Consider the following 13,604-nt stretch of genomic DNA (forward strand, 5'->3'; position numbering starts at 1 on the left):
TAAACAGGCTATAGCTTATGCGATTAGCCAAGGCTGCAAGAAGCTCTATGTTCCTGCCGGCAACTATTACATTACAGATACCTTAAATTTAGGGGGAGAAAACTACACCGGAGATAAAGGCATTGCGATAGAGGGTGAAAATTGGATTAGTACGAAATTCTTCTTTAAGCCGACGTCTAATGATCATGCATGTTTTGAGTCGAAAGGCGGTTCCGGGATCCATACCAACAGATATATCAGCGATGTGACGATTACGCCGGCCAAGGGCGCGTTATATACGGGCACCGGCTATCGGATCAATGGTTCCTGTTTCATGCGGCATGAAAGATTGCTGATTATGAAGTTTTTTGTGAACTTACATCTGTTGAACGGCTATGCCGGCGCGTTTACCGAGTTCGTCAGTTTTCACTCTTGCCGGTTCCACCGTGGCTTGTCGAACATCTTGATGGAAAGCAATGGCGGGGATAGCTCCTTCCACGGCGTGGGGTTCCATGAAATTCAATGTCAGATCAAGGTCTCCGGCAATCCGGGCGATGGTGGCACAAATACGGATGCCGGCGTGGGGCTGGAGTTGAGAGGAAACGCCAACAGCGTAACGTGGTACAACGGTTTCTGCTATATCCACCTGTTCGGCGGCGTCGGCGCTACGGCGATCAAACTCACCCGAACCAACACCGATAACATCCTGGGGCAGTTTACTTGCGAAGGTGAAACCATTCTTCAGAGTGATGGAAGCACCTTTGAATGTCGGGGCGGTTTCTATAACGTGGGTAATACCACTTACAATGTGGCTGCAGAACCGGTAAACGGCATCGCGGCGGCATTTGTGTTTGATAACATGCTGAGCAATACGACAAGATTCGCCAACGCGGCAATCGCCGATATGGCTCCTAGGCAACTTCCGTGGTCCTTGGCTGACAGGGCCAGCCATGGCGCTTATCCGGCCATTTTCCATGGTATCAAGGACGGCTCCGATAACCTGTTCTATGCCGCCAAAGGAGGGAGTACCAGCTACCATTATTTTGGCGGCATTTCTCCAGGCAATAACCTTCAGGGGTTTGAACCGGGCGTCAGGTTGGCTCAGGACGGGGCTTCTTTAATTAGTTTTTCACCTAAGTTTACGCTTGGCGCTAATAACAATACGACCAGCAGCGGCGTATCCATCTCCCCGGCGGATTTTTCGCCGCAGAAGGATATCGCGACCGCCTTAGGACAACCCTCATTTAAATGGAGCGGGTTGTACACCAAGCAGTTAACGGTTGCGGATAATGGCATCTATCCGGCCGGTAACGGCGCTTATCCTATTGGTGGGCCGAATAACCAATTCTCCTCCGGCCACATAAAAGTGTTGAATATTTATGATTCAGCGAACGTGAACGGAGATCCTGTAGGTGTCAGAGTTGCTGTCCCCGCTTCGGCCGTTGCGCCCGGTAAAATAGGCCAATGGTCGGCAGACTCCACGTTCTTTTATATTTGCACGGCGGCCAATACCTGGAGAAGGGTAGCGCTCACCACATGGTAGGTACTGAGCTTGCGGCTGACGGTTGACCTATCCCCATCGGCCTCCGGGGCGGCGAGTGTCGTCGCCCCGGTTTTTTCTCTGCGCCATCCCGCCATTGCACTCTTTTTGTTCCCCCGCTGCGCGCCGCTGGTGCAGCCCGTTCGCCGCCGCCGTCATAAGTTTTAATTATAATTTATTGAAATCATGAGATTAAAAATTGGCACGCTGGTTGCTCTGTTGAATCCCATCTTGTGTACCAGATGGAATTCAGTCGATGAGCGAACCTGTTGAAGCGTGCGGTTTTACCCTCAGTGAATGGCAGCACCATTATCAAACCCGTCCGGCGGGCGAGCGCCTCGCCTGCGTCAGTGCGACGATCGAAACGCTGGTCGCCGGCCTGAACCCGGACGATAACGCCTGGCTGTATCTCGCCACGCCGGCGCAGCGCGAACAGCAGTATCGGCAGCTGGCACAGAGGCTCGAGGCGGTCGCCGGCGATCTCAGCCGCCTGCCGCTGTTCGGCGTGCCCTTCGCCATCAAAGACAATATCGACGTCGGCGGCTGGCCGACCAGCGCCGCCTGCCCGGCGTTCACCTACCAGGCCGCGGCGGACGCCGCCGTGGTCGCCCACCTGCGCGCCGCCGGGGCGATCGCCCTTGGTAAAACCAACCTCGACCAGTTCGCTACCGGGTTGGTGGGCACTCGCTCACCGTATGGCGCGGTGGTCAACAGCTTCGACAGCCGCTACGTCAGCGGCGGTTCCAGCTCCGGCTCCGCCTCGGTGGTGGCGCGCGGCCTGGTGCCGTTCGCGCTGGGCACCGACACCGCCGGTTCGGGGCGCGTGCCCGCCGGGTTCAACAACATCGTCGGGCTGAAGCCGACCAAGGGGCGGTTATCCAACCGCGGCGTGGTGCCGGCCTGCAGGTTGAACGATACGGTGTCGGTCTTCGCGTTGACCGTGGCCGACGCCGCGCAGGTGGCGGAGCTGGCGAGCGGCTTTGACGCGGCAGACCCGTATTCCCGCCCCGATCCGCATACCGCGCCGGCGGATATTCCCGCCGCGCCGCGTTTCGCCGTTCCCGCCCAGCTGGAGTTTTTCGGCGACGTTCAGGCCGAGCGGGCGTTTCACCGTGCGTTGGCGCAGCTGCGGGCGGGCGGCGCCACGCTGGAACCCCTCGATTTCGCGCCGTTTCGCACCCTGGCGGAACAGCTGTATTACGGCCCCTGGGTGGCGGAGCGCACCGTGGCGATTGAGCAGGTGCTGGAAGCGAACCCGCAGGCCATCGATCCGGTGGTGCGCGGCATCGTCGGCAACGGCCTCGGCTACAGCGCCTGCGACGCCTACAAGGCGGAATACCTGCGCGCCGAGCTGGCGCGGCAAATCGCCCAGCGGCTGGCGCCGTTCGACGCGCTGGTGGTGCCGACCGCGCCCACTATCCGCACCCTGGCGGAGATGGCGCAGGAGCCGGTGCTGTTCAATTCGCAGTTCGGCACTTACACCAATTTCACCAACCTGGCCGATCTGAGCGCGCTGGCGCTGCCGGGGCCGCTGCGCGAAGACGGTCTGCCGGCGGGCATCACCCTGATTGCGCCCGCCTGGCATGACCGGGCGCTGGCGGCGTTTGGCCTGCGCTGGCAACGGCAAAGCGCCTTGCCGCTCGGCGCTATCGGCCGGGCATTGCCGCCGCAGCCTGTGCCTGCGCCGTCTACAGGGCACGTGCGTCTGGCGGTAGTGGGCGCTCACCTTAGCGGCATGCCGCTCAACGTCCAACTGACGCAGCGCGATGCGGTGCGGGTGGAACAAACCGTCACCGCTCCCTGTTACCGCCTGTACGCGTTGGCCGATACCGAGCCGCCGAAGCCGGGGCTGGCGCGCGCGGCGCAGGGGGCGGCGATCCGCGTTGAGCTGTGGGACATCCCGCTGGCCCGTTTCGGCGAGTTTGTGGCGGAAATCCCGGCGCCATTGGGCATCGGCACGCTGCTGCTGGCGGACGGCCGACGGGTGAAGGGGTTCATCTGCGAAGCCTGGGCGCTGGAAGGCGCCACGGATATCACTGAGTTTGGCGGCTGGCGTGATTATCTCGCCAGCGTTGAGGGGGCATGAACATGTTTACTACCGTACTGATCGCTAACCGCGGCGAAATCGCCTGCCGCGCCATTCGCACCCTGAAACGCCTGGGCGTAACCAGCGTGGCGGTCTACTCCGACGCCGACCGCAATGCGCCGCACGTCACCGAAGCCGACAGGGCGGTGGCGCTCGGCGGCGACAAGGCCGCCGACAGTTATCTGCGCATCGACAAGATCCTCGCGGCGGCCGCCGCCACCGGCGCACAGGCGATCTACCCCGGCTACGGCTTTTTGTCCGAGAGCGCCGAGTTTGCCGATGCCTGCGAAGCGGCGGGCATCGCCTTTATCGGCCCGACGGCGGCGCAGATGCGCGAGTTCGGCCTCAAGCACCGGGCGCGCGAGCTGGCGGCGTTGGCCGGGGTGCCGATGACGCCGGGCACCGGCTTGCTGGAGAGCGTTGAGCAGGCGGTCTCGGCCGCCGCGCGCATCGGCTACCCGGTGATGCTGAAAAGCACCGCCGGCGGCGGCGGCATAGGCCTGACGCGCTGTGACGACGAGGCGGCGCTGCGCGACGCGTACGACAGCGTCAAACGGCTGGGAGAGCAGTTCTTCCGCGACGCCGGCGCCTTTATCGAACGCTTCGTCGATCGGGCGCGCCACGTCGAGGTGCAGATTTTCGGCGACGGCCAGGGGCGGGTGGCGGCGCTCGGCGAGCGCGACTGTTCGCTGCAGCGGCGCAACCAAAAGGTGGTGGAGGAAACCCCGGCGCCGCATCTGCCGGCGGCGACCCGCCAGGCGCTGCACCGGGCGGCGGTGGCGCTGGGCGAGTCGGTGAATTACCGCAGCGCCGGCACCGTAGAGTTTATCTATGACGCCGCGCGCGACGAGTTTTATTTCCTGGAGGTGAACACCCGCTTACAGGTCGAGCACCCGGTCACCGAAATGGTCACTGGCCTGGATCTGATCGCATGCATGCTGCAGGTGGCGGCGGGCGACGCGCTGGATTGGGCGGCGTTGCAGCGCGCGCCGCAGGGCGCGGCGATCGAGGTGCGCCTCTACGCCGAAGATCCGCTGAAAAACTTCCAGCCCAGTCCCGGCGTGCTGACCGAGGTGCATTTCCCTGACGACGTGCGCCTCGACGGTTGGGTGGCGACCGGCAGCGAAGTGTCGGCGTTTTACGACCCGATGATCGCCAAGCTGATCGTGCACGGCGCCGATCGGGCGCAGGCGCTGGAAAAACTGCGCGTGGCGCTGGCGGCGACCCGTTTGCACGGCATCGCCACCAACCTCGACTATCTGCGGCAGGTGATCGCCACGCCGCAATTTCAGCGCGGCGACGTCTGGACGCGCCTGCTGGACGATTTGCGTTTCCAGCCGCACTGCCTCGAAGTGCTGCAACCCGGCACCTACAGCAGCGTGCAGGATTATCCCGGCCGCCTCGGCTATTGGGACATCGGCGTGCCGCCGTCCGGCCCGATGGACGACTTCGCGTTTCGGCTGGCCAACCGCATCGTCGGCAACCACCCGGCGGCGGCCGGGCTGGAGTTTACCCTGCAGGGGCCGACGCTGCGCTTTCACTGCGACGCCACCATCGCGCTGACGGGCGCGAGCTGCCCGGCCGATCTGGATGGCGAGGCGGTTGCCTACTGGCGGCCGATCGCGGTGCGGGCCGGGCAGGTATTGACGCTGGGGCGCGCCACGCACGGCTGCCGCACCTATCTGGCGGTACGCAACGGCTTTGACGTGCCGGTGTATCTCGGCAGCCGCTCCACCTTCGCGCTGGGCCAGTTCGGCGGCCACGCCGGGCGCACCTTGCGGGTGGCGGACATGCTGGCGATCGCCCAACCGGCGCTGGCGGCCTGCACTACGCCGGCGCCGATCGCCGCGCCGCAGGCGATGGATGACAGCCTGATCCCGCACTACGGTGACCAGTGGCACATCGGCGTGCTGTACGGGCCGCACGGCGCGCCGGACTTTTTCACCGCTGAATCGATAGAGGCCTTCTTCGCCACCGACTGGCAGGTGCATTACAACTCCAACCGCCTCGGCGTGCGCCTGGCGGGGCCGAAGCCCGAGTGGGCGCGGGAGGACGGCGGCGAGGCCGGTTTGCATCCTTCCAACGTGCACGACTGTGAGTACGCCATCGGCGCCATCAACTTCACCGGCGACTTCCCGGTGATCCTGACCCGCGACGGGCCGAGCCTTGGCGGCTTCGTCTGCCCGGTGACCATCGCCAAGGCCGAACTGTGGAAAGTGGGGCAGGTGAAGCCGGGCGACCGCATCCGGTTCCATCCGATCGGCTTCCGGCAGGCGCAGTCGCTGGAGCAGGCGCAGCTCGGCAGCATCGAAGCGCTGGCGGCGGTGAAGGCCATCACCCTGCCGCCGCCGGATCTGGCCCCGGCGGATAGCGTTTCCGCCGCGGTGCTGGCGGCGCTGCCGGCGGCGGACGGGCGCCCGGCGGTGGCTTATCGCCAGGCGGGGGACGGCTACATCCTGATGGAGTACGGCGACAATGTGCTCGATCTGGCGCTGCGGCTGCGCATACATCTGCTGATGCAGTCGCTGCGGCAGGAGGCGATCCCGGGTGTGGCTGAGCTGGCGCCGGGCGTGCGTTCGCTGCAGATCCGCTACGACAGCCGGCTGATAAGCCAGGCCGACCTGTTGCAGCGTCTGCTGGCGCGCGAACGGGCGCTGGGGGACGTCAGCCGCCTGAAGGTGCCGACGCGCACCGTCTGGCTGCCGATGGCGTTCGAGGATTCGGCCACGCTGGGGGCGGTGGATCGTTATCAGCAGACGGTGCGCGCCTCGGCGCCCTGGCTGCCGAACAACGTCGATTTCATTCAGCGCATCAACGGTTTGAGCCAACGCGAGCAGGTGCGCGACATTCTGTTCGACGCCAGCTACCTGATCCTCGGGCTGGGAGACGTCTACCTCGGCGCGCCCTGCGCGGTGCCGCTCGATCCGCGCCATCGCCTGCTGAGCTCCAAATATAACCCGGCGCGCACCCACACCGCCGAAGGGACGGTCGGCATCGGCGGCATGTACATGTGCATCTACGGCATGGACTCGCCGGGCGGTTACCAGCTGGTCGGGCGCACGCTGCCGATCTGGAACAAGTTTCTCAAAAACCCGCAGTTCACCGCCGGTGAACCCTGGCTGCTGCGCTTCTTCGATCAGGTGCGCTTCTATCCGGTCAGCGAGCAAGAGTTGGACGAGCAGCGCGAAGCGTTCCGTGAAGGGCGCATGCAGGTGCGCATCGAAGAGAGCGAGTTCGACTTCGCCGCCTACACCCGTTTCCTGGCCGACAACGCCGAGGCGATCGCCGACTTCCAGCATCGCCAGCAACAGGCGTTCAGCGCCGAAGTGGCGCGCTGGCGCAGCGATGACGACGAGGCCGAGGCGCAGCTGTTGCCGCCGGAGGAAGAAGACGCCATCGACGGCGATCTGGTCAGCGCCGATCTGAACGGCAGCGTGTGGAAGATCCTGGTGGAACCGGGGCAGGCGGTGGCGGCCGGGCAGCCGCTGATCGTGGTCGAGGCGATGAAAATGGAGCTGGCGGTCACCGCGCCGCGCGCCGGGATCGTTAAACGCATCAGCTGCCGGCAGGGGCGGCCGGTCGGGCCGGGCGACGCCCTGCTGTGGCTGGAAAAAGCGGTCTGAACGGAGGGGCGATGATGCAAATCACCAACGGAGAGCACAAGGCGCGCCCGGAAGGGCTGGCGGAGCGCATTTATCTGCAGCTCAAGGCCGACATCTTCGAGTTTCGCCTGCTGCCAGGCGATCGCTTCAGCGAAAGCGACGTGGCGCAGCGCATGGCGGCCAGCCGCACGCCGGTGCGCCAGGCGCTGTTTCGACTCGAGCGCGAAGGCTATGTCGAGGTGCTGTTTCGCAGCGGCTGGCAGGTGCGGCCGTTCGACTTCGCCTACTTCGAAGAGCTGTACGACCTGCGCATCGTGCTTGAGCAAGAGGCGGTGAAACGGCTGTGCGAACGCCCGGCAGGGGAAACGCCGGACGAGCTGGCGGCGCTGAGCCGTTTTTGGACCGAAGCGCCGCGTCTGGCGGACGGCAAGGCGGTGTCGCAGCACGATGAGCAGTTTCATCAGGCGTTGGTGGCCGCGGCGGGCAACGGCGAAATGGCGCGCATTCACCGCGAGCTGACAGAAAAGATCCGCATCATTCGCCGGCTGGATTTCACCCAGCAGGCGCGGGTGGACGCCACCTACCGCGAGCACGCCGCCATTTTGCAGGCGATCCTGCGGCGGCAAAGCGGGGCGGCGCAAACGCTGCTCGGCGAGCACATCGCCGTCAGCAAGGCAGAGGTACGAAAAATAACGCTGCACATGTTGCACCAGGCGCGGGCTCAGCAGCCTGCGCGCTCGGCGCAACAATTTTGATTTCACACACATCAGGAGTTTGAACTATGCAACGTCGTCGTTTTATCAAAGCTTTTGCGCTGTCCGCCGCCGCGATCGGCATGGGCCTGGCCTGGAGCGCGCAGGCCGCCGACACCATCAAGGTCGGCATTCTGAGTTCGCTCTCCGGCACCATGGCGATTTCCGAGACGCCGCTGAAGGATGTGGCGCTGATGACCATCGACGAGATCAACGCCAAAGGCGGGGTGCTCGGCAAAAAGCTGGAGCCGGTGGTGGTGGATCCGGCCTCCAACTGGCCGCTGTTCGCCGAAAAGGCGCGCCAGCTGCTGAGCCAGGACAAGGTGGCGGCGGTGTTCGGCTGCTGGACCTCGGTGTCGCGCAAGTCGGTGCTGCCGGTGTTTGAGGAGCTGAACGGACTGCTGTTCTACCCGGTGCAATACGAAGGCGAAGAGATGTCGCCGAACGTGTTCTACACCGGCGCGGCGCCAAACCAGCAGGCGATCCCGGCGGTGGAATACCTGCTGAGCGAGGACGGCGGCGGCGCCAAGCGCTTCTTCCTGCTGGGCACCGATTACGTCTATCCGCGCACCACCAACAAGATCCTGCGCGCCTTCCTGCACAGCAAAGGCGTGCAGGACAAGGATATCGAAGAGGTCTATACGCCGTTCGGCTACAGCGATTACCAGACCATCGTCGCCAACATCAAGAAGTTCGCCGCCGGCGGCAATACCGCGGTGATCTCCACCATCAACGGCGATTCCAACGTGCCGTTCTACAAAGAACTCGCCAACCAGGGCGTCAAGGCCACCGACGTGCCGGTGATCGCCTTCTCGGTCGGCGAGGAGGAGCTGCGCGGCATCGACACCAAACCGCTGGTGGGCAACCTGGCGGCCTGGAACTACTTCGAATCGCTGGATAACCCGACCAACAAACAGTTTGTCAGCCAGTGGAAAGCCTACGCCAAGGCGCACAATCTGCCGAATTACGCCACCGCGGTGACCAACGATCCGATGGAAGCCACCTACGTCGGCCTCCATATGTGGGCGCAGGCGGTGGAAAAAGCCGGCACTACCGACGTCGATAAGGTGCGCGCCGCGATGGCCGGTCAAACCTTCGCCGCGCCGTCGGGCTTCACGCTGACCATGGACAAGACCAATCACCACCTGCACAAACCGGTGATGATCGGCGAAATCGAGGGCAACGGGCAGTTCAACGTGGTGTGGCAAACCGAAGCGCCGGTGCGCGCGCAGCCGTGGAGTCCCTATATCGCCGGTAACGACAAAAAACCGGATTACCCGGTGAAAGGCGGCAAGTAACGTCACTCAGCGCCGGCGCGGCTCGACGCGCGCCGGCCCAACAGAAGAGGCAGCTGATGCAATCTCCGTTTTTATCCTTTTTGCGCGTCGGGCTGTGGCTGTTGTGCGCCTGGCCCCTGCTGGCGCAGGCCGGGCCGGCCGATGAGTTCGCGGCGGCCAATCGCGCGCAGCAGGCCAAACTGCTGCAGGCGTGGGCGGCCGAGCCGGACGCCGCTCGCCTGCCGTTGCTGCAGGGGCTGCAGCAGGAAACCGTGGCGATCGACGAGGCGAAGCGCGCCTTTATCCGCCAGGGCGATCGCTATCTGCCGCTTGAAGGTGAGGTGGCCCCGGTTGGCGAGCCGAAGAAGGTGTGGCTGAACAACCGGCTGCGCATTCTGATCGCCAATGCGTTGTCGGCGCAGCGGCTGGTCAGCGCGGACGCGGCGGTGCGGCTGCAGGCGGCGACCGCGCTGCAGCGCGAAGCGCAGGGCGAGCAGCTGCCGCTGTTGACCCGGCGGCTGGCGCAGGAGAAAGACCCGCAGGTACGCGACGCGCTGATCATTGCGCTGGCGAACCTGCAATTGGCCGACGCCAGCCCGCAGGTGCGCTTCAATGCGGTGCGGCTGCTGGGGGAATCGGGCGAGCCGGAAACCCGCGCGCGGCTGCAGGCGTTGACCGACGCGGTCAATGAGCCGGACGCCGCGGTGCGCGCCGAGGCGCAACGCAGCCTGCAGCGCGTGCAGCACCGCCTGATGATCGGCGATCTGCTCGGCCAGGCGTTCAGCGGCCTGTCGCTCGGCTCGATCCTGCTGTTGGCGGCGCTCGGCCTGGCGATCACCTACGGCCTGCTCGGCGTCATCAATATGGCGCACGGCGAAATGCTGATGCTCGGCGCCTATTCGGCCTATCTGGTGCAGGGGGTGTTTCAGCAATTTGCGCCGCAGTGGCTGGCGCTCTATCCGCTGGCGGCGCTGCCGGTGGCGTTCGCCATCACCGCCGGGATCGGCATGGCGCTTGAGCGTACGGTGATCCGCCACCTGTACGGCCGGCCGCTGGAAACCCTGCTGGCCACCTGGGGCATCAGCCTGGTGCTGATCCAACTGGTGCGAGTGTTGTTCGGCGCGCAGAACGTTGAGGTCGCCAACCCGGCGTGGCTGTCGGGCGGCGTGCAGCTGTTGCCGAATCTGGTGTTGCCGTGGAACCGCATTGCGGTGATCGCGTTCGTGCTGCTGGTGCTGGCGTTGACCTGGCTGCTGCTGAACAAAACCCGGCTCGGCATGAACGTGCGCGCGGTGACGCAAAACCGCGCGATGGCGGCCTGCTGCGGCGTGCCCACCGGGCGGGTGGACATGCTGGCCTTCGGGCTGGGATCCGGCATCGCCGGGCTTGGCGGGGTGGCGCTGTCGCAGTTGGGCAACGTCGGGCCGGAGCTGGGGCAAGGTTACATCATCGATTCGTTCCTGGTGGTGGTGCTCGGCGGCGTCGGCCAGCTGGCGGGGACGGTGGCGGCGGCCTTCGGCCTCGGCATCGTCAACAAGATCCTCGAGCCGCAGATCGGCGCCGTGCTGGGCAAGATCCTGATCCTGGTGCTGATCGTTCTGTTTATTCAAAAGCGTCCGCAGGGGCTGTTCGCCCTTAAGGGCAGGGTGATTGACTGATGAGCCAACCATTGACCGTAACCGGCGTGCAAAAAGCGCCCCGGCTGGCGTTGAGCATCGGCGCGCTGGCGTTGCTGGCGCTGCTGGTCATGCCGTTCATGACGTTGTTGCCGGCGGATCATCCGCTGGCGGTGTCCACCTATACCCTGACGCTGGCGGGCAAGATCCTGTGCTACGCGGTGGTGGCGGTGGCGCTCGATCTGGTGTGGGGCTATGCCGGGCTGCTGTCGCTCGGCCACGGGCTGTTCTTCGCGCTCGGCGGCTACGCCATGGGCATGTACCTGATGCGGCAGGCGGCGGGCGACGGACTGCCGGCGTTTATGGCGTTCCTCTCCTGGAATGAGCTGCCGTGGTTCTGGAGCGGCACCCAGCATTTCGCCTGGGCGCTGTGCCTGATCGTGTTGGTGCCGGGCCTGTTGGCCTTCCTGTTCGGCTACTTCGCCTTTCGCTCGAAAATCAAAGGGGTGTATTTCTCGATCATGACCCAGGCGCTGACCTATGCCGGCATGCTGCTGTTCTTTCGCAACGAGACCGGCTTCGGCGGCAATAACGGCTTTACCGGTTTCACCACGCTGCTCGGCTTTCCCATCACCGCCGCCGGCACGCGGGTAGCGCTGTTCCTGGCGACGGTGCTGCTGCTGGCCGCCAGCCTGGCCATCGGCTTTGCCCTGGCGCGCAGCAAGTTCGGCCGGGTGCTGACCGCGGTGCGCGATGCGGAAAACCGCCTGACCTTCTGCGGCTACGATCCGAAGGGCTTCAAGCTGTTCGTCTGGACGCTGTCGGCGGTGCTGTGCGGGCTGGCCGGCGCGCTCTATGTGCCGCAGGTCGGCATCATCAACCCTGGCGAAATGTCGCCGACCAACTCGATCGAGGCCGCCATCTGGGTGGCGCTTGGCGGGCGCGGCACCCTGGTGGGGCCGCTGCTCGGCGCCGGCATCGTCAACGGCGCCAAGAGCTGGTTCACCATGGCCATTCCCGAATACTGGCAGTTCTTCCTCGGCCTGATGTTTATCGTCGTCACGCTGTTTCTCCCGAAAGGAGTGATTGGCCTGCTGCGTCGGAGGAAAAGCTCATGAAGGCGATGCAAGTGACCGACGAACTGTTTACCCATCCGCTGCCGGCGGACAAATACCGGCAGCAAACCGATCCGGTGCTGCAGCTCGACAACGTCAACGTCAGCTTCGACGGTTTTCGCGCGCTGACCGATCTGTCGTTGCGCATTGGCGTCGGCGAACTGCGCTGCGTGATCGGCCCCAACGGCGCCGGCAAGACCACGCTGATGGATGTGATCACCGGCAAAACCCGGCCGGACAGCGGCAGGGTGTTTTACGATCAGACCGTCGATCTGACCCGGCTGGCGCCGATGCAGATCGCCCACGCCGGCATCGGCCGCAAGTTTCAAAAACCGACGGTGTTCGAGGCGCTGACGGTTTTCGAAAATCTGGAGATCGCCCAGAAAACCCGTAAGTCGGTGTGGGCCTGCCTGCGCGCCCGCCTAAGCAGCGAGCAGCGCGACCGCATCGACGAGATGCTGAAGACCCTGCGGCTGGGGCATGAGCGCCACCGGCCCGCCGGGTTGCTGTCCCACGGGCAGAAACAGTTTCTCGAGATCGGCATGCTGCTGGTGCAGGAGCCGCACCTGCTGCTGCTCGACGAGCCGGCGGCCGGCATGACCGACGCCGAAACCGACTACACCGCCGAACTGTTCCGCGAGCTGGCGGGCAAGCATTCGCTGATGGTGGTGGAGCACGATATGGGGTTTGTGGAAACCATCGCCGATCGCGTGACGGTGCTGCATCAGGGGCAGGTGCTGGCGGAAGGCTCGCTGGCGCAGGTGCAGGCCGATGAACGGGTGATTGAGGTATATCTGGGGCGCTGAGGAGGCGTAATCATGCTGCAGGTAGAGGAATTGAATCAGTTTTACGGCGGCAGCCACATTCTGCGCGGCCTGTCGTTCGAGGCGCGCATCGGCGAGGTGACCTGCCTGCTGGGGCGCAACGGCGTGGGCAAGACCACGCTGCTGAAATGTCTGATGGGGCTGGTCCCGGCGCGCAGCGGCAGCGTCCGTTGGCAGGGCGAAACCATCACCGGTAAAAAGCCGCATCAGCGGGTGCAGGCGGGCATCGCCTATGTGCCGCAGGGGCGGGAGATTTTCCCGCGTCTGACGGTCGAGGAGAATCTGCTGATGGGGCTGGCGCGCTTTTCCGGCGCCGACGCGCGCGCGGTGCCGGATCCGATCTATGAACTGTTTCCGGTTCTGCGGCAAATGAAGGATCGGCGCGGCGGCGATCTTTCCGGCGGGCAACAGCAGCAGCTGGCGATCGGCCGGGCGCTGGCCTGCCGGCCGCAGCTGCTGATCCTCGACGAGCCGACGGAAGGGATCCAGCCTTCGGTGATCAAGGAGATCGGCGCGGTGATCAAACAGCTGGCGGCACGGGGCGATATGGCGATCCTGCTGGTGGAGCAGTTCTATGACTTTGCCGCCGATCTGGCGGATAGCTATCTGGTGATGTCGCGCGGCAGCATCGTGCAGCGCGGCGCCGGCAGCAATATGGAACAGGACGGCGTACGCGGGCTGGTGGCGATTTAACGTTGGGTCAGCTGAAAAAGGATTGGCTGAGCGGATCGCGGGAATGATGCAGCACTCTGATGATATTCACTTCCCGCCTGTGCTGTCGAAAATAAATCAGGTGGTTGGCGACGGGCAATA

The 13,604-nt window shown here is 64.5% G+C and carries 9 protein-coding genes; all 9 read left to right on the forward strand.

Features of this window, described 5'->3' with window-relative positions; all coding sequences use genetic code 11:
• On the forward strand, positions 1–1,522 hold a 1,522-nt coding region (locus ADK28_RS32255), incomplete at its 5' end, for a hypothetical protein (protein WP_048796600.1).
• A 253-nt stretch (positions 1,523–1,775) separates the two neighbouring features.
• Positions 1,776–3,605 carry an allophanate hydrolase gene (atzF, locus tag ADK28_RS21340; RefSeq protein WP_048796601.1) on the forward strand — a complete coding sequence of 610 codons (1,830 nt, stop codon included), beginning with the start codon at positions 1,776–1,778 and terminating at the stop codon, positions 3,603–3,605.
• A 2-nt stretch (positions 3,606–3,607) separates the two neighbouring features.
• Positions 3,608–7,228 carry an urea carboxylase gene (gene uca, locus ADK28_RS21345; RefSeq protein ID WP_048796609.1) on the forward strand — a complete coding sequence of 1,207 codons (3,621 nt, stop codon included), beginning with the start codon at positions 3,608–3,610 and terminating at the stop codon, positions 7,226–7,228.
• Positions 7,229–7,242: 14 nt separating this feature from the next.
• Entirely contained in the window at positions 7,243–7,962 is a 720-nt protein-coding gene (locus tag ADK28_RS21350; protein ID WP_048796610.1) for a GntR family transcriptional regulator, read from the forward strand.
• A 26-nt stretch (positions 7,963–7,988) separates the two neighbouring features.
• Complete coding sequence (gene urtA, locus ADK28_RS21355) at positions 7,989–9,257, forward strand: urea ABC transporter substrate-binding protein (RefSeq protein ID WP_033640971.1); 1,269 nt, start codon at positions 7,989–7,991, stop codon at positions 9,255–9,257.
• Between the two features lie 56 nt (positions 9,258–9,313).
• Positions 9,314–10,894 carry an urea ABC transporter permease subunit UrtB gene (gene urtB / locus ADK28_RS21360; RefSeq protein WP_048796602.1) on the forward strand — a complete coding sequence of 527 codons (1,581 nt, stop codon included), beginning with the start codon at positions 9,314–9,316 and terminating at the stop codon, positions 10,892–10,894.
• Entirely contained in the window at positions 10,894–11,970 is a 1,077-nt protein-coding gene (urtC, locus tag ADK28_RS21365; RefSeq protein WP_048796603.1) for an urea ABC transporter permease subunit UrtC, read from the forward strand. Before urtB ends, urtC begins: the two co-directional genes overlap by 1 nt.
• Positions 11,967–12,773, forward strand: a complete 807-nt coding sequence (urtD, locus tag ADK28_RS21370; protein ID WP_015377102.1) for an urea ABC transporter ATP-binding protein UrtD — start codon at positions 11,967–11,969, stop codon at positions 12,771–12,773. The genes urtC and urtD overlap by 4 nt, the downstream gene beginning before the upstream one ends.
• Before the next feature lie 12 nt (positions 12,774–12,785).
• Positions 12,786–13,484 carry an urea ABC transporter ATP-binding subunit UrtE gene (gene urtE, locus ADK28_RS21375; protein WP_048796604.1) on the forward strand — a complete coding sequence of 233 codons (699 nt, stop codon included), beginning with the start codon at positions 12,786–12,788 and terminating at the stop codon, positions 13,482–13,484.
• Positions 13,485–13,604: the final 120 nt, after the last annotated feature.

Origin of the sequence: Serratia sp. 506_PEND (genome assembly GCF_001076875.1) — a bacterium.
GTDB lineage: Bacteria > Pseudomonadota > Gammaproteobacteria > Enterobacterales > Enterobacteriaceae > Serratia > Serratia marcescens.

Coding starts and splice junctions, on each gene's coding strand:
- atzF (WP_048796601.1), top strand. CDS start 1,776: ATGAGCGAACCTGTTGAAGCGTGCGGTTTTACCCTCAGTGAATGGCAG.
- uca (WP_048796609.1), top strand. CDS start 3,608: ATGTTTACTACCGTACTGATCGCTAACCGCGGCGAAATCGCCTGCCGC.
- ADK28_RS21350 (WP_048796610.1), top strand. CDS start 7,243: ATGCAAATCACCAACGGAGAGCACAAGGCGCGCCCGGAAGGGCTGGCG.
- urtA (WP_033640971.1), top strand. CDS start 7,989: ATGCAACGTCGTCGTTTTATCAAAGCTTTTGCGCTGTCCGCCGCCGCG.
- urtB (WP_048796602.1), top strand. CDS start 9,314: ATGCAATCTCCGTTTTTATCCTTTTTGCGCGTCGGGCTGTGGCTGTTG.
- urtC (WP_048796603.1), top strand. CDS start 10,894: ATGAGCCAACCATTGACCGTAACCGGCGTGCAAAAAGCGCCCCGGCTG.
- urtD (WP_015377102.1), top strand. CDS start 11,967: ATGAAGGCGATGCAAGTGACCGACGAACTGTTTACCCATCCGCTGCCG.
- urtE (WP_048796604.1), top strand. CDS start 12,786: ATGCTGCAGGTAGAGGAATTGAATCAGTTTTACGGCGGCAGCCACATT.